General features: G+C 55.8%; 18 protein-coding genes and 1 pseudogene. 16 read left to right on the top strand and 3 right to left on the bottom strand.

Features of this window, described 5'->3' with window-relative positions:
* Positions 1 to 140 precede the first annotated feature (140 nt).
* The gene (locus ACR3EJ_RS13515; protein WP_170539465.1) at positions 141 to 1049 is read right to left on the bottom strand and encodes a LysR family transcriptional regulator; all 909 of its coding nucleotides are present in this window, start codon (positions 1047 to 1049) and stop codon (positions 141 to 143) included.
* 169 nt (positions 1050 to 1218) lie between these two features.
* Here ACR3EJ_RS13515 and ACR3EJ_RS13510 point away from each other — a divergent pair, with 169 nt between their 5' ends.
* The 10 genes and pseudogenes from ACR3EJ_RS13510 to ACR3EJ_RS13465 all read left to right on the top strand — a co-directional run bounded on the left by ACR3EJ_RS13510 (position 1219) and on the right by ACR3EJ_RS13465 (position 12655).
* Positions 1219 to 4638 carry an indolepyruvate ferredoxin oxidoreductase family protein gene (locus ACR3EJ_RS13510; RefSeq protein ID WP_170539468.1) on the top strand — a complete coding sequence of 1140 codons (3420 nt, stop codon included), beginning with the start codon at positions 1219 to 1221 and terminating at the stop codon, positions 4636 to 4638.
* A 99-nt stretch (positions 4639 to 4737) separates the two neighbouring features.
* The gene (locus ACR3EJ_RS13505; protein WP_170539471.1) at positions 4738 to 5616 is read left to right on the top strand and encodes a lysophospholipid acyltransferase family protein; all 879 of its coding nucleotides are present in this window, start codon (positions 4738 to 4740) and stop codon (positions 5614 to 5616) included.
* Positions 5617 to 5624: 8 nt separating this feature from the next.
* A complete protein-coding gene (locus tag ACR3EJ_RS13500) occupies positions 5625 to 6434 on the top strand; it encodes a glutamate racemase (RefSeq protein WP_170539474.1) in 810 nt (269 codons plus the stop codon).
* A gap of 94 nt (positions 6435 to 6528) precedes the next feature.
* Positions 6529 to 7557: an N-acetyl-gamma-glutamyl-phosphate reductase gene (gene argC / locus ACR3EJ_RS13495; protein ID WP_170539477.1), complete on the top strand. Its 1029-nt coding sequence runs from the start codon at positions 6529 to 6531 to the stop codon at positions 7555 to 7557.
* Between the two features lie 7 nt (positions 7558 to 7564).
* Positions 7565 to 8011 (top strand): cytochrome c maturation protein CcmE, encoded by a 447-nt coding sequence (gene ccmE, locus ACR3EJ_RS13490; protein WP_010439882.1) that lies wholly within the window; start codon positions 7565 to 7567, stop codon positions 8009 to 8011.
* Positions 8012 to 8134: 123 nt separating this feature from the next.
* Positions 8135 to 8746 carry a holin-associated N-acetylmuramidase gene (locus ACR3EJ_RS13485; protein WP_170539480.1) on the top strand — a complete coding sequence of 204 codons (612 nt, stop codon included), beginning with the start codon at positions 8135 to 8137 and terminating at the stop codon, positions 8744 to 8746.
* Positions 8737 to 9314 (top strand): annotated as a pseudogene (locus ACR3EJ_RS13480) (holin family protein). Before ACR3EJ_RS13485 ends, ACR3EJ_RS13480 begins: the two are co-directional and overlap by 10 nt.
* A 74-nt stretch (positions 9315 to 9388) precedes the next feature.
* Positions 9389 to 11353, top strand: a complete 1965-nt coding sequence (locus tag ACR3EJ_RS13475) for a heme lyase CcmF/NrfE family subunit (RefSeq protein ID WP_170540399.1) — start codon at positions 9389 to 9391, stop codon at positions 11351 to 11353.
* Entirely contained in the window at positions 11350 to 11805 is a 456-nt protein-coding gene (locus tag ACR3EJ_RS13470; RefSeq protein ID WP_170539483.1) for a cytochrome c-type biogenesis protein, read from the top strand. Before ACR3EJ_RS13475 ends, ACR3EJ_RS13470 begins: the two co-directional genes overlap by 4 nt.
* A gap of 73 nt (positions 11806 to 11878) precedes the next feature.
* A complete protein-coding gene (locus ACR3EJ_RS13465; RefSeq protein WP_170469967.1) occupies positions 11879 to 12655 on the top strand; it encodes an enoyl-CoA hydratase-related protein in 777 nt (258 codons plus the stop codon).
* An 8-nt stretch (positions 12656 to 12663) separates the two neighbouring features.
* Here the strand turns inward: ACR3EJ_RS13465 and bmt are convergent, their stop codons facing one another.
* Together bmt and ACR3EJ_RS13455 are read right to left on the bottom strand one after the other, a co-directional pair.
* The gene (bmt, locus tag ACR3EJ_RS13460; protein ID WP_170539486.1) at positions 12664 to 13677 is read right to left on the bottom strand and encodes a betaine--homocysteine S-methyltransferase; all 1014 of its coding nucleotides are present in this window, start codon (positions 13675 to 13677) and stop codon (positions 12664 to 12666) included.
* A gap of 122 nt (positions 13678 to 13799) precedes the next feature.
* A complete protein-coding gene (locus ACR3EJ_RS13455; protein WP_170469973.1) occupies positions 13800 to 14120 on the bottom strand; it encodes a DUF1476 domain-containing protein in 321 nt (106 codons plus the stop codon).
* A gap of 187 nt (positions 14121 to 14307) precedes the next feature.
* On the opposite strand from ACR3EJ_RS13455, the gene purC reads away from it, so the two are divergent.
* From purC to ACR3EJ_RS13425, 6 genes are all read left to right on the top strand, one after another.
* Positions 14308 to 15063 carry a phosphoribosylaminoimidazolesuccinocarboxamide synthase gene (gene purC, locus ACR3EJ_RS13450; protein WP_010439911.1) on the top strand — a complete coding sequence of 252 codons (756 nt, stop codon included), beginning with the start codon at positions 14308 to 14310 and terminating at the stop codon, positions 15061 to 15063.
* Positions 15064 to 15164: 101 nt separating this feature from the next.
* Entirely contained in the window at positions 15165 to 15395 is a 231-nt protein-coding gene (purS, locus tag ACR3EJ_RS13445) for a phosphoribosylformylglycinamidine synthase subunit PurS (protein WP_170539489.1), read from the top strand.
* Between the two features lie 26 nt (positions 15396 to 15421).
* Positions 15422 to 16090, top strand: coding sequence for a phosphoribosylformylglycinamidine synthase subunit PurQ (gene purQ, locus ACR3EJ_RS13440; protein WP_010439918.1), 669 nt, complete (start codon positions 15422 to 15424; stop codon positions 16088 to 16090).
* Positions 16091 to 16126: 36 nt separating this feature from the next.
* Complete coding sequence (locus ACR3EJ_RS13435; RefSeq protein WP_480422974.1) at positions 16127 to 17905, top strand: sensor histidine kinase; 1779 nt, start codon at positions 16127 to 16129, stop codon at positions 17903 to 17905.
* Between the two features lie 11 nt (positions 17906 to 17916).
* Positions 17917 to 19251, top strand: coding sequence for a sigma-54-dependent transcriptional regulator (locus ACR3EJ_RS13430; RefSeq protein WP_010439922.1), 1335 nt, complete (start codon positions 17917 to 17919; stop codon positions 19249 to 19251).
* A 510-nt stretch (positions 19252 to 19761) separates the two neighbouring features.
* Positions 19762 to 22554, top strand: a complete 2793-nt coding sequence (locus ACR3EJ_RS13425) for a ribonuclease E/G (RefSeq protein ID WP_170539492.1) — start codon at positions 19762 to 19764, stop codon at positions 22552 to 22554.
* Positions 22555 to 22608: the final 54 nt, after the last annotated feature.

Raw genomic sequence — 22608 nt, 5'->3', positions numbered from 1 at the left:
CGTAGTCCAACAGGGAGGTATGAAGATGATGAGCGTTACAGCATCATCGCCTTCAATTGCTCATTTAGGGATCAGTTTGTTAACGATCAAGGTTTAATAGGAGATAAGATCGTCATGCCCGCTATGTCCTGAGTGCATGGCTAGAGTTTCCCCATCTGCCTCAGATGTTTGCGGTGGGCTATGATTTCGTCTTGCACGAAATCCCGAAAGGCAGCGATCCGCTTGGAATGGCGAAGCTCTTCGGGATAGGCGAGGTAAACCGGTACATCAGCAGTTTCAATGTCCGAAAGGATCGGAACCAGATCGGGAAAGTCCTCGGTCACGTAGTCGGGCAGGACACCAATTCCAAGATCGTGGAGTACACCTTGCAGAACGCCAAAATAGTTGTTCACGGTTAATAACGATCCAGGATTATAGGTCATTAGGTGCTTTACCATCGATGCGCCGGCCCCGACCTGAGGAGCAGATGGTGTCTGGCAGATCAATCTGTGCTTGGCAATTTCTTCCAGTGACTCAGGTTTGCCGCCGTGGCTGTCCAGATAGGCTTTGGTGGCATAGAGCATCATTTGCACTGTCATCAGGCGCTTGCGCACCAAATCCGCCTGACTGGGCTCTTTCATGCGGATGGCGACGTCTGCTTCGCGCATCGGCAGGTCAAGAACGCGTTCTTCCAACATCAGATCAATATTGAGATCGGGATATCTTTCGTAAAGCTTTGGCAGTCGAGGTGCGAGCCAGAGCGTGCCGAAACCAAACGTGGTGGTAACACGCAAAACACCGAACACCTCGTCCTCGCTGTCCCGAATTCTTGCAGCCGCAGTGTCCAGACGTTTGGACATTGCCGAAGTCGCGTCGAACAGCAATTCGCCTTGTTCAGTTAGAATCAGGCCGCGGGCATGGCGGTGGAATAAGGTCGCATCCAGTGATTCTTCGAGAGCGCGAATTTGACGGCTCACAGCAGATTGAGACAAATTGAGCTTGTCCCCTGCATGTGTGAGGCTGCCTGCATCCGCAACCGCGTGAAATATTCTGAGCTTGTCCCAATCCATCGCCGCAACTTTCGTTATCTTTCGGCAGCCCTATATGAAACACGTAACAAATTCCACATTCAAACCGGGAAATCGTTACGGCAAAGGAGAAAATTACTATACAGGTCAGCAATTATGACCTAAAATACCTAAAGATACAGCACACTAATCCGACGAGGGGAGACGTCAGATGAGTCAGCCGAAGATCACGTTAAATGATCGGTTTGATCTATCCAAAAGCCCGGTTCTTTTGAACGGAACGCAGGCGTTGGTGCGTCTGATGTTAATGCAGAAAGAGCGTGACCGCGCGACGGGATTTAATACTGCGGGTCTGGTTACGGGATATCGAGGATCACCCCTTGGGGCTGTCGATTTGCAGATGTCGCGCGCTGAAAAGCAATTGGCCGAAAGCGATGTGACGTTTCAATACGGTCTGAATGAAGATCTTGCCGCCACCGCATTGTGGGGCAGTCAGCAAGCCGGGTTACGTGGCGACGGCAAGTTCGATGGTGTATTTGGCCTTTGGTATGGCAAAGGCCCTGGGGTCGACCGGTCCGGAGATGTGATGCGTCATGCCAACATGGCCGGTACTGCGCAACAAGGCGGCGTCTTGATGGCCATGGGCGACGACCATACGGGCGAAAGCTCGACCGTTCTGCATCAGTCTGAATGGTCTTTGGTCGATATGTATATGCCAGTCGTCAGTCCGGCCGGAGTTCAGGAAATCCTGGATTACGGCGTCTACGGATTTGCGCTGAGCCGATTTGCCGGGGTTTGGGTCGGGTTGAAAACGATGAAGGACACGATCGAGGTCACTTCGGTCGTGGATGGTAGCCCCGATCGGATGCAGATAACTATCCCACAGTTCGATATGCCCGAAGGAGGGCTGAACATTCGGCTGGGAGACACGCCGCATCTACAGGAAGCGCGGGTCATTGACTATAAACGTTTTGCGGCTGAGACGTTCTCGCATGCGAACAAACTGGACAAACGGGTCTGGGGAAAACCCGGTGCCAAGATCGGGTTTGTTGCCGCGGGCAAGAACTGGCTTGATCTGATGCACTCAATGTCACTGCTGAACATTGATGCGGACGAGGCAGAGCGACTTGGTATTACAACTTACAAGATCGGACAGACGTTCCCTCTGGATATGAGGGGTTTCCACGATTGGGCGGAAGGTCTCGACCTGATTGTGATCGTCGAGGAAAAGCGCAAGCTGATTGAGGTTCAGGTCAAGGAGGCGATCTTCGACGATCGGCGTGGTCGTCGCGTTTACGGCTGGTACAAAGGCGGGGCAGGGACGTTGCACCGCGAAGAGCTGTTCCCGACCAGAGGGGCGCTTGATCCAATCATGATTGCTGAAAAACTTGGGCAGATTCTGGTTGAGGAAGGCCATGATACCGATGGCGTTCGCGCAGGTCTTGCAAAACTGGACGAGGCGCGCCGCGCTGATAATGCTCAGGAAATCGCAGCAAGATTGCCCTACTTTTGTTCAGGATGCCCGCATAATAGCTCGACCAAGTTGCCGGAAGGCAGCCGTGCCTATGCCGGGATTGGCTGTCATTACATGGTGCAATGGATGGATCGCGAGACCACCGGATTCACCCAGATGGGCGGTGAAGGGGCGAACTGGATTGGCGAGGCTCCGTTCTCGACCACCAAGCACGTGTTTCAGAATCTTGGCGACGGAACCTATAATCACTCGGGCGTTCAAGCGATCCGGGCCGCGTTGGCGGCTGGCACTAATATAACCTTCAAAATTCTATACAACGATGCCGTTGCCATGACTGGTGGGCAAGAGAACGAAGGTGGTCTGAGTGCTGAGCGTATCGTTGCTGAGGTCAGCGCGATGGGTGTCAGCAACGTTGCCGTCGTCTATGACGAAAAAGAAGATGTGAACTTCGGGGCGCTACCCTCGGGCGTCGAGACCTTTGAGCGTGCCAAACTGATGAAGGTTCAGGAAAAGTTCCGCGAAATCGAGGGCGTATCAGTCATTGTTTATGTCCAGACCTGCGCTGCCGAAAAGCGCAGGCGGCGCAAGCGGGGCACGTTCCCGGACCCGGACAAGCGTGTGTTCATCAATACTGATATCTGTGAAGGTTGCGGAGACTGCGGTGTCCAGTCGAACTGTGTCTCAATTGTCCCGAAAGAAACCGAGCTCGGGCGCAAACGTGCTATTGATCAATCCAGCTGCAACAAGGACTTCTCATGCTTGAATGGGTTCTGCCCTTCCTTCGTGACGGTAGAAGGCGCGAAAATCCGCAAAGAAGCCACCACTGAGCTTGATTTACCTGACCTGCCGGAACCTGAGCTGCCGCAGATCGATGGAACCCATAATGTCGTAATCACGGGTGTTGGCGGCACAGGCGTCGTCACGATAGGTGCGGTGCTGGCACAGGCTGCACAGATCGACGGTAAAGGGGCAGGCATGATGGAGATGGCGGGCCTCGCACAAAAGGGCGGTGCCGTTCATATCCACTGCCGGCTTGCAAACCATCCGGAAGATATCAGCGCGATCCGTGTCGCCACTGGTGAAGCGCACGCACTGATCGGCGGTGATCTGGTGGTCTCGGCAGGGGCAAAAACGCTGGGTCTAACGCAGACTGGTCGTACCGGGGCAGTTGTGAACAGCCATGAGATCATTACCGGTGATTTCACTCGGGATACCGAGTTTACCATTCCAAGCGATCAGCTGCAGCTTGCCCTGCAAGCACGGCTAAAGGATAGGGTAGCACTATTCGATGCAACCGATCTGGCCCGCGCGGTGATGGGGGATTCGATCTATTCCAACATGATGGTATTTGGCGCCACCTGGCAGCGTGGCCTGCTACCGATCAGCCATCAGGCGATCATGGAAGCGATTGAACTGAACGGTGCGGCGGTCGAACGCAACAAACGTGCCTTCGAACTTGGCCGCTGGGCTGTGACCCATCCCGAAGAGGTCAACAAAATCCTAAGCCCGAACGTGGCCGAATTACCTAAATCGTTGGATCAGGTGATCGATTTCCGCGTGGCACATCTGATCGACTATCAGAGCAAGCGATTGGCCAAACGCTATCGTAATCTGGTCGAAAGCGTCGATGATCAGAAGGTCCGAGAAGCAATCGCCAAAGGCTACCATAAGCTCTTGTCCTATAAGGATGAATATGAGGTCGCACGGTTGCTGCTCGACAGTCGCCAGAAGGCAGAGGCCGAGTTTGACGGCGACTTCAAAATGACCTTCCATCTTGCACCGCCAACTTTGGGCAAAAAGGGCGATAATGGACGTCCGGCCAAGAAAGCCTTTGGCGAGTGGTTTCTTGGCCCTCTGAAAGTGCTTGCAAAACTGAAAGTTCTGCGTGGCACTCCTCTGGATTTGTTCGGCTACACGGCGGAGCGCAAAATGGAGCGTGCTTTGATCCGTCAGTATGAAAAGGATTTGAAAGAGGTTCTGCCCAAGCTGACACCCGAGACTGGCGATGCAATTACGGCGCTTGCCGCTCTGCCTTTGGAGATTCGTGGATTTGGTCCGGTTCTGGTCGCGAATGAGGCCAAGGCCGCGAAACGGCGCGAAGAATTACTGGCTGTTATCCGCAATGGCGGGCCTGAAATGCAAGCTGCGGCAGAGTGAGGCTTTACAATCCTGTCATAAAACCTAGGCAAATTGGTTACAAACCTAGGCAAATTGGTTACCTCGTCATATTTAGTCGGTAGCAAACCGGAGTAGCCAATGCCGACGCATCATCACGTCGCTCGTGACATATCCTACGCTCATTCCGCAGAAACGCGGGGTGGGCGTATGGTGATCAAGTTGATGGAAAACACAACGGGCCGCCTGCGTCTTATCCGTCGCGCAGATGGCTACGATCAGGAAGTTGCACAGGGACGTGATTTCTGGTCGGTGATGGTGGGACGCTATGGGCTGACATTGGATGTGGTCGGTGGCGCGTTATCGAAAATTCCTAAAGATGGCCCGCTGATTTTGATTGCGAACCATCCATACGGCATTCTGGACGGGCTGATGATGGGTCATATCCTGTCTCAGACGCGCGGAGATTTTCGTATTCTTGCCAACCATGTCTTCCGCAAAGCTGAAGATTTGGATCGGATCGTCCTGCCAATCTCTTTTGATGCCACCAAAGAGGCGATGCGGTTGAACCTTGAGACCCGCAAGACTGCTCTGAGCTATTTAAGCGACGGCGGGGCAATCGGGATATTTCCGGGTGGCACCGTCAGCACGGCTGCGAAGCCATTTGCGCATCCGATGGACCCGGGGTGGCGCGGATTTACCGCTCGGATGGTGGCCAAATCTGATGCGACTGTTGTGCCAGTGTTTTTTGATGGACACACCTCGCGATTGTTCCAGATTGCTAGCCATCTGCACAACACGTTGCGCATGGGTCTTCTAATCAAAGAGTTCAAGAAACGTGTTGATACTCCAGTGCGCGTGGTTGTTGGAGACCCCATCGGGCGCGACATTCTGGACCCATTGGGCAAGGATACGCGCAAGATGATGGATTTCCTGCGCAAAGCGACGTATGAGCTGTCTCCAGAGCCATTAAAGTCTTATGACTACGGCTATGAATTTGAGGAACGGCATCGCGCCTGAAGGGGCAAATGGCAGTAGGTATCTTTGATTCCGGGTTGGGCGGTCTAACCGTCCTGAACGCCGCGCAGAAACATCTGCCGGACGTGGATTTCCTGTATTTTGCGGACAGCGCGCATGCGCCTTACGGCGTTCGCGATGCCGAAGACATCTACAACCTGACCCGCACTGCCGTTCATGATCTTTGGGATCGCGGCTGCAATCTGGTGATTCTGGCCTGCAACACAGCCAGTGCTGCCGCTTTGCGCCGGATGCAGGAGGCGGGTGTGCCCGATGGTAAGCGGGTACTGGGCGTGTTCGTTCCTTTGATCGAAGCGCTGACCGAGCGGCAATGGGGTGACAATTCACCTCCGCGAGAGGTCGAAGTGCAACATGTCGCGCTGTTTGCGACACCCGCGACTGTGTCTAGCAGGGCGTTTCAGAGAGAACTGGCGTTTCGGGCGATTGGCGTGGATGTAGAGGCGCAGGCCTGTGGTGGTGTGGTCGACGCCATTGAGGATGGCGATATGATCTTGGCCGAAGCCTTGGTGCGCAGCCATGTGGATGCGCTGAAACGCAAGATGCCGGAACCGCAAGCAGCTATTCTGGGTTGCACCCATTACCCGTTGATGGCGGAAACATTTCAGAATGCATTAGGCCCTGATGTGAGGGTCTATAGCCAAGGAGACTTGGTGGCTGAAAGCCTTGCAGACTACCTGAAACGTCACCCAAACATGCTCGGCGAAGGTGCAGGTGGGTTCATGACCACCGGCAAGCCCAGCACAGTGTCGGATCGCGCAACGCAATTCCTCCGACGACAAATCACCTTTGAAGCCGCCTGATTTTGGTCAAGGACGGCGCTTTTCTGATTTTGTAATTCGTTGACCGTCGCATCGGCGGTCACCCCATGTGACACATGAATGAAAGAGGTCTGACATGACCCATAATATCGCAATTCTAGGTGCTTCCGGCTATACCGGCGCGGAACTGGTACGGCTGATCGCTGGGCACCCGAATATGGAGATCAAGGCTCTGGCCGCCGAGCGCAAGGCCGGGCAGACAATGGCGCAAGTGTTCCCGCATCTGCGGCATATGGATTTACCAGTGCTTTGCAAGATTTCCGAGATCGACTTTTCCCAGATCGACCTGTGCTTTTGTGCCCTGCCGCATAAGACCAGCCAGGAAGTCATCCGTGATCTACCCAACACATTGAAAATCGTTGACCTTTCGGCTGATTTCCGGCTTCGGGGCGGAGACGAATATCAGAAATGGTACGGCAACCCGCACGCCGCGTTGGGACATCAGGAAGAAGCCGTTTATGGCCTAACTGAATTCTATCGTGATGATATCAGTTCTGCGCGGCTCGTCGCTGGCACAGGTTGTAACGCAGCGACCGGGCAATATGTGCTGCGGCCATTGATATCAGCGGGCGTTATTGATCTGGATGACATCATTCTAGACTTGAAATGCGCAGTTTCAGGCGCAGGTAGGGCACTGAAAGAAAACCTTCTGCACGCAGAGCTCAGCGAAGGAGCAAATGCCTATGCAGTAGGTGGGACACATCGGCATCTGGGTGAGTTCGATCAGGAGTTTTCTGAGCTTGCCGGTCGAACCGTTCATATTCAATTCACGCCACATCTGATCCCGGCCAATCGGGGTATTCTGGCGACCTCTTACGTGAAGGGCGATCCGCAGAGCGTCTATGAGACTTTGCAATCGGCCTATGAGGATGAGCCGTTCGTCGAGGTGCTGCCCTTCGGAGAAACACCTTCAACCCACCATGTACGGGGGTCGAACTTTTGCCATATCGGTGTCGTTGGTGATCGGATCGAACGCCGCGCAATCGTTGTGGCAGCTTTGGATAACCTGACAAAAGGTAGCAGCGGGCAAGCCTTGCAGAACGCCAACCTGATGTTAGGTGAGGATGAAACCCAAGGGCTGATGATGGCCCCTCTGTTCCCGTGAGGACGGTATGAAAACGCTCAAGAAACGTCGTCGAATACAGATCATTGTGCTAGCCGCGGTGGCCCTTGCCTTATCGACGGCGTTGATTGGGGTGGCCATGAAAGATGGCATCAACTTCTTCCGCTCACCCAGTCAAGTGATCGCCGAGCCGCCTAAGCCGTCCGAAGTGTTCCGCATCGGTGGGCTTGTCGAAGAGGGCTCGATCATACGTGGGCAGGGTGAAACTGTGTATTTCGTCGTCACCGATGGCGGTGAAAGCGTCAAAGTCGCTTTCACGGGTGTCCTGCCTGATCTGTTTTCAGAAAATCAAGGTATGGTCGGTACAGGTAGCTATGTGAACGGTGTCTTCGAAGCCACTGAAATCCTTGCGAAACACGATGAAACCTATATGCCGAAAGAGGTTGTGGACGCATTGAAAGAGCAAGGTGTTTACAAAGAAGCCGGCGACAGCTGATCAATTTCAACGTTTTCAAATCTTGGGGGCGTTGCGTGCAAGGTACACGCAGCGCCCTTTGTTCTATCGTCGGATTAACTTATTTGCTGGACCGTTTGCCTGACCACAGCAAAGGGGGCGGGCATGAGGACGGTTCGACAGATCGCAGATGAAATCGTGGCGCGGGAAGGTGGCTTTGTCGACGATCCCGACGATCCCGGTGGAGTGACAAAATTTGGTGTGACGATCCACACCATGCAGCGTTTGGGTCTTGATCTGGATCGCGACGGTGCTGTGACACATCGGGATGTGAAAGTTCTGACCAGGGCGCAGGCCATAGACATCTTTGTCGACCACTATTTTGAAAGGCCTCGCCTTGAGTTGCTACCCCTGGCTGTACAGGCCTCGGTGTTTGACATGTACGTCAATGCGGGTTCGCAGGCAGTCAGAATATTGCAAAACCTGCTGTGCCAAATGGGGTTTGAGGTCACGGTTGATGGCGTGATCGGGGCCCAAACCGCGCGTGCAACAAATGCTGCTGCCAAACCAAAACCTCAGGCCCTAACAGAGGTCTATGGCGTCGCACGGCGTAACTATTATTTCCGGTTAGCAGATCGGAGGGTTTCACTACGTAAATATGCCCGAACCCGGGCCGGGGGCAAAGGCGGTTGGATCAAGCGCGCTGAAGAGTTTTTGTCTCCTCAGTATCACCTGACGGAAGCAGACTTTCAGAGGAGGATTTCAGGATGGGTTTGATCTCTGGCCTTTTAGCCCTGTTGTTCGGTGGAGGCCGCAATGTGGTTCGTGAAACTACCGAGATATTTCGAGAAAATGCTGAAAGCGCGGCGCAGCGGAGCACAACGTTACGCAGTGCGGCGATGGCACAGTTCGGGGCCGAGTTCCAAGTGCCCCGACAAGGGGGTTTGATCGATTCATGGACGGGCTAAATCGACTGCCGCGCCCGGCTCTGGCGTTGGGCACCTTGTGCCTGTTCCTTGCCGCTATGATCGACCCGCACTGGTTTGCGGCGCGCATGCAGGGCATTGCACTGGTGCCGGAACCGCTGTGGTGGCTGTTGGGTGTGGTCGTGTCATTCTACTTTGGCGCAAGGCATCAGATCAAAGCGCAGGATTTTCAGCGCGAGATCAATCAAACGGTGCTGCGAGCGCCAGAAGTATTGGCCAACATAGCGAAAATCCGTGAACTTCGCGAGGACAGTCCCGGCATCGCGGATACCCGGTCGGACGCGGCCCTGACCGAAGCAGTAATACAGGCCGATTTCAACCCTGCACTAGAAGATTGGCGACGGCTGCGCGCAGCCTGAGGCGCGACACTATGTGCGGTGATACTTGACGAATGTTAATGGCACATGCCGACCTGCCGCAGTATAAGCGCGTCATGATTACAGAGCTTGGCCATTTCGCACTGATCCTAGCCTTCCTGGTCGCCATTGTTCAGACTGTGGTGCCTCAGGTCGGGGCTGCCAAACGTTGGAACGGATGGATGGTTTTCGCAGAACCTGCGGCCATCGCTCAGTTTTTGCTGACCGCGTTTTCTTTTGGAGCACTGGTCTGGGCTTTCGTGGCGTCCGACTTTTCGTTGCGGATTGTGGTTGAGAACAGCCATTCCGCCAAGCCGATGCTGTACAAGATCAGTGGGACTTGGGGAAACCACGAGGGCTCCATGCTGCTATGGGTCCTTATCGTCACAATTTTCGGGGCAATGGCTGCGATCTTTGGCGGCGGATTGCCCCCGACGCTCAAAGCACGGGTTCTGTCGGTGCAGTCGGCCATCGCTGTTGCGTTTTTTGCGTTCATTCTGTTCACATCTAACCCGTTTGATCGCTTGCCAGTTCCACCTTTCGACGGTCGGGACCTGAACCCACTGTTGCAGGACCCGGGCCTAGCGTTTCACCCACCGTTTCTTTATCTGGGTTATGTCGGCCTGAGCATGGCCTTCAGCTTTGCTGTCGCGGCCCTGATCGAAGGCCGCGTGGACGCGGCATGGGGCCGTTGGGTGCGACCTTGGACGCTTGCAGCGTGGATTTTCCTGACCATTGGTATCGCACTGGGGTCTTGGTGGGCCTACTACGAATTGGGTTGGGGTGGTTTCTGGTTCTGGGATCCGGTCGAAAATGCCAGCTTTATGCCATGGCTGCTGGCCGCAGCGCTGCTGCATTCGGCCATCGTTGTCGAAAAGCGCGAGGCGCTAAAAAGCTGGACTATTTTGCTGGCGATCATCGCCTTCGGGTTCTCGCTGATCGGGACTTTTATCGTGCGCTCGGGGCTTTTGACCTCGGTCCATGCCTTCGCAAATGATCCCGAACGGGGGGTATTCATCCTGTTCATTCTGGTGATTTTCATCGGCGGCGCACTGACCCTGTTTGCGGCCCGTGCGCAGGCGATGGAAGCAAAGGGAGTGTTCGGGATGGTCAGCCGGGAAAGCGCGCTGATTCTGAACAATATCCTGCTGGCAGTCAGTTGTTTCGTCGTGTTCTTTGGTACGCTGTGGCCCATGGTGGCTGAGATGGCATTTGACCGGAAACTCTCGGTCGGAGCGCCATTCTTTAATGCGGCCTTCACACCATTCATGATTGCCCTAGGGATCGTGCTGCCTGTTGGCGCTATGCTGCCCTGGAAGCGTGGCAGGTTGGGTCGCGCGGCGTGGTCTCTGCGCTATGCATTCATTCTTGCAGTAGCGTTGGCGATACTGGTCTGGGTGATGCAGACAGGGCGCAGCGCTTTAGGGCCTGTTGGTCTGTTCCTTGGCGCTTGGATTACGTTCGGCGCTCTTGTCGATCTTTGGAGCCGAACAGGCCGCAAAGGCAACCTTGCACGCCTGTTCCGCCTTCCGGGTGCTGATTGGGGTAAAGCCGTCGCCCATACTGGCTTGGGTGTCACAATGTTTGCCATCGCGGGGCTGACAGCGTGGGAAGTCGAAGATATTCGAGTCGCCCAACCCGGTCAGCCATACGAAGTTGGGCAGTTCACGTTGACATTGCAGGATGTGCGCCGGGTCCAGGGACCGAACTATTTCTCGACGATGGCGGATGTGAGGGTGGAACAGGATGGGCGTTTTGTCACGACGCTTAACCCCGAAAAGCGCGACTACCCCGTGGCCCGCATGCCGACGACAGAAGCCGCAATTGACTATCGGTTCCTGCGTGATCTTTATGTTGTGATCGGTGATCAACAGGCGGATGGCGGCTGGGTGATGCGAACCTACATCAAACCTCTCGCCAACTGGATTTGGGGCGGATGTATCTTAATGGCTCTGGGTGGTGCACTCAGCCTGTCGGACCGCCGTTTCCGGGTCGCAGCTGGCGCGCGTAAGACGCCTGCAGGTGGGGTGCCGGCCGAATGAAACGTTTACTTTTGATACTGCTACTGATCGCGTCACCGGTCTTGGCTGTTCAGCCGGACGAAGTTCTGGACGACCCGGCGCTTGAAGCGCGGGCGAGGGATATCAGCACGGGCTTGCGCTGTCTGGTCTGTCGGAACGAAAGCATTGATGAAAGTAATGCCGAGCTTGCGCGTGATTTGCGCATTCTGCTGCGGGAACGTCTTGTTGCGGGCGATACGGACCAAGAGGCAGTCGAATTTATCGTTGATCGCTATGGCGAATACGTTCTTCTGAAACCAACCACGACCGGAGCCAATCTGATGCTTTGGTTGGCAGGCCCGATCATGTTGCTGATCGCGGCGGGCATGGGCTGGAGCTTTTTGCGGAAGCGTTCGCGGCACCAACAAGCGGCGCATTCTGATGCGCTGACCGATGAAGAACAGGAACGCTTGCGCCAAATCTTGGAAGACTGACGCGCGGTTCTGCTTTTCCTTTTTCCACATTTGCGTCAGGGTTTTGCGAAACACTGCGCAGGTGAGGTTGTACATGGAATACGAAGCGGTCCTTCTGGATATTACCGATGATTTGGCGGTTTTGACATTGAATCGACCAGACAAGATGAATGCGCTGACGACGCAGATGCGGGCCGAGATCACCTATGCGATGAAAGAAGCGGCTCGCCATGCCAGGGCAATTGTTTTGACAGGGGCCGGGCCTGCGTTCTGTTCTGGCCAGGATCTAGGGGACGCGTCGAGCACAGGAAAGATCGATCTCGAAAGAGCATTACGGGATGAATATGAGCCTATGCTCGAGGCGGTTTACGACTGCCCGGTGCCAACGATCGCGGCCGTTAACGGGGCGGCAGCAGGGGCAGGGGCGAATCTTGCACTCTGTGCCGATGTCGTAATCGCAACCGAGAGCGCCTATTTCCTGCAGGCCTTTGCTCGGATCGGATTGCTGCCTGATGCTGGCGGAACTTGGTTCATGCCGCGTCAGATGGGATTTGCCAAAGCGATGGGGGCTGCTTTGTTTGCAGACAAGATCAGCGCGCGTCAGGCGGACGACTGGGGGTTGATCTGGGAAGCAGTCTCTGACGATCAGTTCGACGCGCATTGGCGCGAACGGGCCGCCTATCTGGCTAATGGCCCAACTGCCGGGTTCCGGGCAATCAAACAGGCGATCCGGGGGACCTACGATAGAACATTGCCGAAACAGCTTGCCGCCGAGGCGCACCTGCAAGGCGAATGCGGTAGAACCCGTGACTTTGCCGAAGGTGTGGTGGCATTTCTGGAAAAGCGCCCCCCGAAATTCGAGGGGCGCTGAGAGATCATTCAGGCGCGGCGGCGACGTCGCGTGCGTCGTTCAGGCACCGCCTCGTCGCCGGTGCCATCTGAGGCTGAGGTAAACGGACCAAGCGCCGATGTAATCTGATCCAGGGTCGGGCGATCTCCGCGTTGGCCGCTATCCAGTGCTTCCCGCATCTTGCGCAGATGCGCAGGCATGGTGCCGCAGCACCCGCCAATAATTGTCGCACCTGCATCTCGGGCCATGGCGGCGTATTGGCCCATCAGTTCGGGCGTTCCGTCGTAGTGGATATGTCCGTCCACGTATTTCGGAATGCCCGCGTTTCCCTTGGAAATCAGAGGACGTTCGCTGCCCTGGGCAGCGAAACCAAGCACCGTACGCAAAATGTCGGACGCACCCGTACCGCAATTGGCCCCAAAGGCCACAGGGGGATTGGGTAGGGTTTCGACAATCATCGCCAGATCAGAGGATGTAACACCCATCATGGTCCGGCCCGCGGTGTCAAAGCTCATGGTGCCGCACCAGGGCATGTCGGCCAGAGCAAAGGCCTCGGCTGCGGCGCGGAACTCTTCTGGGGCGCTGATGGTCTCAAGCCACAGAACGTCTGCGCCTCCGGCTTTCAACGCCTCTGCCTGCTCATGAAACATCTCGACGGCTTCAGCATGCGAAAGGCTGCCAACGGGCTCCATGATTTCACCGGTCGGGCCAACAGAACCTGCCACAACAATTGGGCGGCCTGCATTGTCTGCAACTTCACGACCCAGCTCTGCCCCGATACGGTTCAATTCGGTCACACGGTTCTGGGCATCATGCAGTTTCAGACGTGCTGAGGTTCCGCCGAATGTGTTGGTGAGAAACAGATCGCTACCGGCATCGACCGAGCCCTGATACAGCGCGCGAATCTTGTCGGGAGCATCGACGTTCCACAACTCAGGTGCATCACCAGATTGCAGGCCCATGTTGAACAGGTTCGTGCCCGTCGCACCATCCGCAAGAATGACGTCGACGGTTTCAAGTAGAGTGCTGAGCGCGTTTGTCATTGAGGTATTCCAAGAATAAGGCCGTGGCCCGTCAAAATATGAGACGCCCCGTGTCTCATGACCGGGGCGTCAAATCAAATTCATAAAACTCATGAAGATCATGAGTTTTGCATTTTACGCAATCAATCTTCGGCTTCCGCCATAACCTGTTCTTTGGCTTCAACCAGCAGTTCCGCCATTTTCGCACGAATCTTGGCCTCGTCTGCAAGATCGCCAAGATAGCCTTTAACCGCCTCGACGACATCGTCCTCGCTGACATTCTGCAGATCGGTATGGACCAGTTCCTGGCCATATTTCCGAGCTTGCTCTACGGTTTCGCCCTTCAGTGCCGATGCCCAGACAGCCATAAACCGGTTACGGCGCATCCGCGCGATGAACTGCATCTTTTCGTCATGAGCGAATTTGCTTTCAAATGCGGCTTCGCGTTCGTCGAATGTGGTCATTGGTTCGGGACCCCTTGGCTTGAATTCTCTTTCCTGATGATATGACTATACGACGCCTCGGGCGCAAGGTATTTGCGCTGCGTCAAAGCCTCTCGGGGTCGCGAACTTGCGGGAAGGCGGGGCTTGCACTATGAGGGCGCCAACGTAAGGGGACTCATTCCCTTTCCCCAGCCTGGAAAGGTCGCTCATGGCGCGTCGCAAGAAGATTTACGAAGGTAAAGCCAAAATTCTGTATGAAGGCCCGGAACCGGGGACCATCGTGCAGTATTTTAAGGACGACGCCACCGCTTTCAACGCCGAGAAAAAAGATGTCATCGACGGCAAGGGTGTTCTGAACAATCGTCTGAGTGAATTCTTTATGACCGGTCTGGCCCAGATCGGGGTGCCAACGCACTTCATCCGACGCCTGAATATGCGCGAACAACTGGTGCGGAATTGCGAGATCGTGCCGCTGGAAGTCATCGTGCGCAACTATGCCGCCGGAACGATGTCCAAACGTCTTGGTATCGCCGAGGGGACTCAGCTGCCGCGCCCGATTGTTGAATACTGCTACAAGGACGATGCGCTGGGTGATCCGCTGGTGACTGAAGAGCACATCGCGGCATTCGGCTGGGCTAGCCAGCAGGACATGGACGATATCCTGAGCCTTGCACTGCGTGTGAATGATTTCATGAGCGGTGTAATGCTGGCTGTCGGCATTCGACTGGTCGATTTCAAGATTGAGATCGGGCGCGTGTTCGAAGGTGATTTCCAACGCCTGATCATTGCGGACGAGATCAGCCCCGACAGTTGCCGTCTTTGGGATATCGAAACCGGTCAGAAGCTGGACAAGGATGTGTTCCGCCGCGATCTGGGAAGCCTGACGGATGCGTATTCGGAAGTCGCCAGACGCCTTGGCGTCTTGCCCAAAAGTAATGTGACCAAGCCAACGCTGATCAACTGATCTTGCCCCAGACGGGCAGGGTTGTCCGACACGACCAAGCGGGGTATCCCGCGCGCAACGAAACGGATCGTAGAGCGGTCCACCAGTGGAGTTTTCGAAAAATGAAGGCACGTGTGCATGTGATGCTCAAGAACGGGGTTCTGGACCCGCAGGGTGAGGCTGTGCGTCACGCATTGGGTGCGATGGGTTTTGATCAGGTCGAAGGTGTCCGTCAGGGCAAAGTGATCGATTTGGAACTGACCAACGGCGCGACCGAAGCGGACGTAACTAAAATGTGCGAAAAGCTGTTGGCCAACACGGTCATCGAACGCTTCGAGATCGAACTGCTCTGAGTTTTTCCGACCTAGGAGGGTCCGCCATGCGCGCAGCCGTCATCGTTTTCCCCGGTTCCAACTGCGATCGCGATCTCGCTGTCGCCTTCGAACAGGCCGGTTTTTCCGTCGATATGGTCTGGCACAAGGATGCCGCGCTGCCCGAGGGTATCGATATCGTTGGTGTTCCGGGTGGATTTTCCTACGGCGACTATCTGCGCTGTGGCGCGATTGCGGCGCAGTCACCGATTTGCAAAGCGCTGGCTTCGCATACCGAGCGTGGTGGTTACGCCGTCGGTATCTGCAACGGGTTTCAAGTTTTGACCGAAACCGGAATTCTGCCCGGCGCACTGCTGCGAAATGCTGGTCTGAAATACATCTGCAAAACTATCGGACTAAAAGTCGAAACCAGCGACAGTGCATTTACCGAAGGGTATAATGCCGGTGATGTGATCGATATCCCGATTGCCCATCATGATGGTAACTATTTCGCCGACGACGCGACCATTTCTGAACTTAAGGATCAGGATCGCATTGCCTTCACTTACGCCGAGAATCCCAACGGTTCGCGCGACGATATTGCAGGCATTTTATCACACAACCGCCGCGTGTTAGGCATGATGCCCCACCCCGAGCGGGCGGCGGATTCAGGCCACGGAGGCACTGATGGAACGGCGCTCTTCCGCGCATTGGCCGGGGTGTTGGCGCCAGCGTGACTTGAGGTCATCAGTCGGGACGCGTAGCGTCAGAACATGACTGCCCAAGATCAATCAGACCGCAACGGGTTCCTGAACCGACTGCGTGGCTCGCCAATGGGCTGGCGGCTGCGTCTTGCTGTGTTCGTGCTGCTGCTTGTAACGGTTGCCACGGTCTGGATTACCAACAGTCTTCTGACCAGCCGTTTCACAGAATCCACCCGCAACCGGGCTGAACTGCGTCTGGCGCTGTATTCCGGTAACTTGCTCAGTGAACTGCGCCGCAATTCCATCGTTCCGCAACTTCTTTCCAGAGACCCAACACTGATCTCGGCCTTGCAGTCCAGTGACTATACGCTGTCGACTCAGCGGCTGATCTCTTTTGTAGAAGAAATTGGAGCGGCGTCGCTGGTTCTGTTGGACGGAGATGGGCTTACGGTGGCGGCAACCGATCGCAATCGATTGGGTGAGGGGCATCGTAGCTCTCCCTACTTCATTGATGCGATGCGATCGAATGCTACGATATTCTCGGTCATCCCGCGCGAGGCTGGGGGATACAGCTTTGTCTATTCACGCAGAATTGAAGCCAATGCAGAGATACTCGGGGTGATTGTGGTCGAGGTCGATTTGCAAAAATTCGAGCGCGCCTGGGCCGGGATTTCTGATGCAGTGATGGTGACAGACAGCACCGGTGCGATCATTCTGTCGACTGAACCACAATGGCGCGGCCTGGAAGAAGGAAGTGCTATTCTGCGCCAGCCCCCTCAAAGTGCCATTCAACGTGCGATCCGCGCGACGGCCGACTGGAATGCGCTGCCGCCGGATGCTTACTTGCAAGGCGAAGCTGTGATGCGAATGGAAACTCGCATACCGTTCCGGGGTTGGCAGATGACATCGTTCACCACCTATTCGTCAATCCGGGAACGTGTGAACAGCGTCCTCGCGCTTGAAATCATGGCATTTGCGATTCTTCTGGCACTGACCTTCTATGCGCTCAGTCGCAGGGCCACCTCGCGCATGACTTTGTTCCAGCGAGAGTCGGCGGAGCTTCGCGCATTGAACGCCAGGCTGCAGCGGGAAATCGCTGAGCGAGAAAGGGTTGAAAAGACGCTGGAAGTTGCCGAGCAAACGCTTGCTCAAAGCTCGAAACTGGCGGCGCTGGGTGAGATGTCGGCAGCGGTGAGCCACGAGTTGAACCAGCCGCTGGCCGCTATGAAAACCTATCTGGCAGGCGCGCGTTTGCTGTTGCGTCGGAACCGACCCGAAGAAGCTCTGGCAAGTTTTGGTCGCATTGATGGTTTGATTGAACGGATGGGTGCGATCACGCGCCAGCTAAAGTCGTATGCCCGCAAGGGCGCGGATGCGTTTTCGCCTGTAAATCTAGGCGAAGCGCTGGCATCGAGCCTGTCGATGATGGAGCCGCAGCTCCGTCAAAGGCACGTTAAGATAACCCAGATTTTACCCGAAGTCCCTGTTATAGTGATGGGGGATCGGATGCGGATTGAACAGGTTATGGTCAATCTCTTGCGCAATGCGCTGGATGCCACCAAATCTGTAGCTGAACCTGATGTCGAGATTATCCTGGCCGCAGGAGATACTGCTGTACTGACCGTACGTGATAATGGCCACGGGATCGAAGATATCGAAAACCTGTTTGAGCCGTTTTATACGACCAAACGCCCCGGAGACGGTGTGGGTCTAGGGCTTGCCATCTCGTCCGGGATCGTGAACGACCATGGCGGACGTTTGACTGCACGAAACGGCCAACAGGGCGGCGCGGTGTTTGAGATGCAATTGCCCATTCTGGGAAGCGACGGCCTTGAGGCCGCGGAATAAAGGAAGTGACTATGGCACAGGCCATGAAAATCGCCATCGTGGATGATGAACAGGACATGCGCCAGTCGATTAGCCAGTGGCTGGCTCTGTCGGGGTATGACACGGAAACATTCGCCAGCGCCGAAGATGCGCTCAAGGTGCTTGGTCCTGAATATCCGGGGATCGTGATCTCTGACATCAAGATGCCGGGCATGGATGGCATTCAGCTTCTAAAGAAATTGATGGGCGCGGATAGCACATTGCCGGTGATCATGATCACGGGTCACGGCGATGTTCCAATGGCCGTCGAAGCCATGCGGGTGGGTGCTTTTGATTTTCTTGAGAAACCGTTCAATCCTGACAAGATGTCTGAACTGGCCAAGAGGGCCAGCAACGCACGACGTTTGACACTGGACAACCGGGCGCTGCGCCGCGAATTGTCGGGTGGCACTCAGATCATGAATAAGCTGATTGGTGCCAGCCCCGTCATGGAACGCTTGCGCGAGGATATTCTTGATCTGGGGCAGGCCGATGGTCACGTTCTGATCGATGGTGAAACGGGGACCGGGAAGACTTTGGTGGCGCATGCCTTGCACGCCGTCGGGAGCCGGGCGGGCAAAAAGTTTGTTCTGGTTTCTTGTGCCGCGTTGGAGGAGGAAGCGCTGTCGAAGCGCTTGTTTGGCCCGATGCTGCCAGAGGATACTCAGTTGCCTGCCATCGAAGAAGCACGAGGCGGGACATTGGTTTTGGAAGATGTCGAAGCGCTGAGCGATACGCTGCAGGCGCGTTTGCTGAGTGTTATGAACGAACAGGGGACGCCTGCGGAAACGCGGATCGTTGCGATCTCGAATCTGCAGGAGGCCGGCAAGACATCCGAGGATGTTTTGCGGCCTGACCTGTTCTACCGGCTTGCGGCCTTGCGCATCACGATGCCGCCGCTGCGTCAGCGCGGCGAGGATATCCTGACCCTGTTTACGCGCTTGAGCGAACAGTTTGCCGAGGAATATGGTTGCGATGCACCCCAAGTCAGCGCACAAGAAGCGGCGCAGCTATTGCAAGCCCCTTGGCCGGGGAATGTTCGGCAGTTGATCAATATTGCCGAGCGCGCAGTGCTTCAATCGCGACGCGGATCAGGGACGATTGCGTCGCTGCTGATGTCAGATCATGAAGAGATGCAGCCCGTAATGACCACCGAGGGCAAGCCGCTAAAGGAATATGTCGAAGCTTTCGAACGGATGCTGATCGACAATACGATGCGCCGCCATAAAGGTTCGATCGCATCCGTGATGGAAGAGCTTTGCCTGCCGCGCCGAACTTTGAATGAAAAGATGGCAAAGTATGGATTGCAGCGCTCGGATTACCTGTAGGTCGGAGAGGGGGCCAGCCCCCTCTTGAGCCTTAGGCTCAATTCACCCCCGAGATATTTTCAGCCAGATGAAGAGATCCTGTGCCGTGATCTGTGGGTGTTATTCAGTTTGCCCATTGTCTTTTCCACAGGACTGCTTTTATTGTGTTCGGACGGGCCGGGCGATTTGACGCCCAGAAGTCCCGAATCATTGAGTTTCGCTGCTGATCTGCTGCTGAGGATCATTTCCACGCAGTTCAGCAGGCCGATTGTGCCCCAGCCGGGGCAACTGAGTACCTGAACCCGTTCTGGCGGGTGAAAGGAATAATGGGCAGGCCGCGGCCCTATCCCGCGCCTGTCGGAGAAGAACCGCGATGACGCGCGCGCAACGATTGAGTATACGGGCAGGGGGCCACAGCGCCGCACCCTGCCGCGCGCCGTCTGAAATCGCCCGTACAAGACACCTCCCCAAAAGCGCCTGTCCGCCTGGACGGGTCAGGACAACGCGTTTGGCGCGGTGCACCAAGGACACATGGCTAAGAAAATGCTTATCGATGCCACCCACGCGGAGGAAACCCGCGTTGTGGTGGTCGATGGAAACAAGGTTGAGGAATTTGACTTTGAATCCGAAAACAAACGCCAGCTTGCTGGCAACATCTATCTTGCAAAAGTAACGAGGGTTGAGCCGTCGCTTCAGGCGGCCTTTGTGGATTATGGCGGGAACCGGCACGGGTTTCTGGCGTTTTCTGAGATTCATCCGGATTATTATCAGATCCCGGTCGCCGACCGCGAAGCGCTGATGGAAGAAGAGCGCGCTTATGCCGAAGCCATGAGGGCGCGGGATGAAGCAGAGGAATCCAAACCCAAAAAACGTCGCTCGCGCTCACGAAGCAAGGCGGCAGATGTGAAAACGGATGATCCGGTCGAAACCCTCGAAGTTTCGTCCGAACCCACCGGTATGGAAACCATCGATCTGGGAGATGAAACTGAGGAGACCGATCTATCGGTTCCCGAGGGGACTTCGCCCATGGAAACGGTTGCCGAGACCCCTGTAGAGGAACCGGCCGACGAAGCAGTTGACCAGCCGGAAGAGACCGCGATTGAGAAGGTTGCCGAGCAAGAGGCACCCAGCGCGGAAGATACCTCTGAGGAGCATTCCGAAGCTGTTGCAGAGGATGTCACGGAAGGAGCATCCGAAGAGACTGCCGAGCATGTGGCTCAGGAAGAAGCCGTTGAGGGCTCTGTTGACGCGGAGACCTCGGAGGAGGCTGATCAAGACGTGGACGAGAGCGAGGAGGCCAAGGCGCCGGACGCTGCCTCGAAAGACGACTCGATCGAATCCGTAGCGGATGAGGATGATAGCGAGGACATCCGTCCTCCGCGTAAACCGCGCCCACGCCGGTACAAGATTCAGGAAGTCATCAAGGTGCGCCAGGTTCTGCTGGTGCAGGTGGTCAAGGAAGAACGTGGCAACAAGGGTGCGGCGCTGACCACATATCTTTCGTTGGCCGGTCGTTATTGCGTGCTGATGCCAAACACGGCGCGCGGTGGAGGGATCAGCCGCAAGATCACCAACGCGGCTGACCGGAAGAAATTGAAGGACATCGCCTCGGAGATCGACGTACCAACAGGTGCGGGTCTGATCGTGCGCACGGCAGGGGCCAAGCGCACCAAGTCAGAGATCAAGCGCGACTATGAATACTTGCAACGTATGTGGGAGCAGATCCGCGAACTGACACTGCAATCCATCGCGCCGGCAAAGATTTACGAAGAAGGCGACCTGATCAAACGATCGATCCGCGATCTCTATAATCGTGATATCGATGAAGTTCTGGTTGAAGGTGAGGGCGGGTATCGCATCGCCAAAGACTTCATGAAGATGATCATGCCGTCCCATGCCAAAAACGTGAAACGGTATGAGGATGCGCTGCCACTGTTCGCGCGTTATCAAGTGGAGAGCTATCTGGCGGGGATGTTCAACCCGACGGTTCAGTTGAAATCGGGTGGCTACATCGTAATCGGCGTGACCGAAGCCCTGGTGGCAATCGACGTGAACTCGGGTCGGGCGACCAAAGAAGGCTCGATCGAGGAAACTGCGCTGAAAACGAACCTAGAGGCCGCAGAAGAGGTGGCACGCCAATTGCGTCTGCGCGATCTTGCAGGCCTGATCGTCATCGATTTCATTGATATGGACGAGCGTAAGAACAACTCGGCTGTTGAAAAACGCTTGAAGGATAAGCTGAAAACAGATCGCGCCCGTATTCAGGTGGGCCGGATTTCGGGCTTTGGTCTGCTTGAGATGAGCCGCCAACGTCTGCGGCCCGGTATGCTTGAAGCGACGACACAGCCGTGCCCATCTTGCCATGGCACCGGTCTGATCCGATCGGATGACAATATGGCGCTGTCGATCTTGCGCCAGATCGAAGAAGAAGGCACTCGCCGCCGTTCGCGCGAGGTTCTGGTGAGGTGTCCGGTCAGCATCGCCAACTTCCTGATGAACCAGAAACGTGAACATATCGCTCAGATCGAGGCGCGGTATGGTTTGTCGGTGCGCATCGAAGGGGATGTGCATCTGGTTAGCCCTGATTTCTCGATGGAGAAGTTCAAAACCGCCAGTCGCGTTGTTCCCGAGGCTACTGCCCCGGTGGTATCGGTGGATGCGTCCCTGATGGATTTGGTCGACGCCACCGACGAGGAAGAAAGCGAAGAAGAAGTCACACTACAGAACGAGGAAGATGCCAAGCCCAAGCGCAAGCGTCGTCGGCGTCGGCGCAAAAAGAACGCGGGCGGTTCAGAGGCGTCTGATAGTGATACTGACGAAACTGAGGCCGAGAATAACGCTGAGGCGGCTGAACGGGCTGAAACTGTTGAGACCGAGCAGGCCGAGGCTGAACCGGTTAATGAGGAAGCGGCTGAGAAACCAGCCAAGCCCAAGAAGCGTCGGGCGCCGCGTCGCCGTAAAAAGGATGCAGATACTGATACCGGTGCCAACGAAACTCAGCCTGCCACAGATGACACGGCGGCTGAACAGGCGAACGAACCAGTTGCCTCCACAGTTGAGGTTTCCGACGCCGAACCAGAGCAAACCCCAGAAGCCCAGAACCCCGAGGAAGCACCCGAACCTGAGGTTGCCGAGGCTCAGCCAGTAGAAGCTTCTGAACAGGCTGAACCGGTGGCCATAGAGGCCGAGGAACAGCCAATAGAGATTGAACCTGAAGTTGTTGAGACTGAGACCCCGGAGCCTGTCTTGGAGGTTGTGACGGAAGAACCTGAACCTGCGCCAGCCAAGCCAAAGCGGCGCGGGTGGTGGTCACTCGGGCAATAATGAAAAGGCGGGCTGATTGGCCCGCCTTTTTCTTTAATACTATCGTGACGAGTC

It is taken from the genome of Ruegeria sp. AB11 (assembly GCF_056536325.1).
Note: the sequence above shows the minus strand (reverse complement) of the source record. Positions and strands in the feature narration are given on the sequence as shown.

Coding starts and splice junctions, on each gene's coding strand:
- ACR3EJ_RS13515 (WP_170539465.1), bottom strand. CDS start 1,049: ATGGATTGGGACAAGCTCAGAATATTTCACGCGGTTGCGGATGCAGGC.
- ACR3EJ_RS13455 (WP_170469973.1), bottom strand. CDS start 14,120: ATGACCACATTCGACGAACGCGAAGCCGCATTTGAAAGCAAATTCGCT.
- ACR3EJ_RS13505 (WP_170539471.1), top strand. CDS start 4,738: ATGCCGACGCATCATCACGTCGCTCGTGACATATCCTACGCTCATTCC.
- ACR3EJ_RS13470 (WP_170539483.1), top strand. CDS start 11,350: ATGAAACGTTTACTTTTGATACTGCTACTGATCGCGTCACCGGTCTTG.
- ACR3EJ_RS13430 (WP_010439922.1), top strand. CDS start 17,917: ATGGCACAGGCCATGAAAATCGCCATCGTGGATGATGAACAGGACATG.
- ACR3EJ_RS13435 (WP_480422974.1), top strand. CDS start 16,127: ATGACTGCCCAAGATCAATCAGACCGCAACGGGTTCCTGAACCGACTG.
- argC (WP_170539477.1), top strand. CDS start 6,529: ATGACCCATAATATCGCAATTCTAGGTGCTTCCGGCTATACCGGCGCG.
- purC (WP_010439911.1), top strand. CDS start 14,308: ATGGCGCGTCGCAAGAAGATTTACGAAGGTAAAGCCAAAATTCTGTAT.
- ACR3EJ_RS13425 (WP_170539492.1), top strand. CDS start 19,762: ATGGCTAAGAAAATGCTTATCGATGCCACCCACGCGGAGGAAACCCGC.
- ACR3EJ_RS13510 (WP_170539468.1), top strand. CDS start 1,219: ATGAGTCAGCCGAAGATCACGTTAAATGATCGGTTTGATCTATCCAAA.
- ACR3EJ_RS13485 (WP_170539480.1), top strand. CDS start 8,135: ATGAGGACGGTTCGACAGATCGCAGATGAAATCGTGGCGCGGGAAGGT.
- ACR3EJ_RS13500 (WP_170539474.1), top strand. CDS start 5,625: ATGGCAGTAGGTATCTTTGATTCCGGGTTGGGCGGTCTAACCGTCCTG.
- purQ (WP_010439918.1), top strand. CDS start 15,422: ATGCGCGCAGCCGTCATCGTTTTCCCCGGTTCCAACTGCGATCGCGAT.
- bmt (WP_170539486.1), bottom strand. CDS start 13,677: ATGACAAACGCGCTCAGCACTCTACTTGAAACCGTCGACGTCATTCTT.
- ACR3EJ_RS13475 (WP_170540399.1), top strand. CDS start 9,389: ATGATTACAGAGCTTGGCCATTTCGCACTGATCCTAGCCTTCCTGGTC.
- ccmE (WP_010439882.1), top strand. CDS start 7,565: ATGAAAACGCTCAAGAAACGTCGTCGAATACAGATCATTGTGCTAGCC.
- purS (WP_170539489.1), top strand. CDS start 15,165: ATGAAGGCACGTGTGCATGTGATGCTCAAGAACGGGGTTCTGGACCCG.
- ACR3EJ_RS13465 (WP_170469967.1), top strand. CDS start 11,879: ATGGAATACGAAGCGGTCCTTCTGGATATTACCGATGATTTGGCGGTT.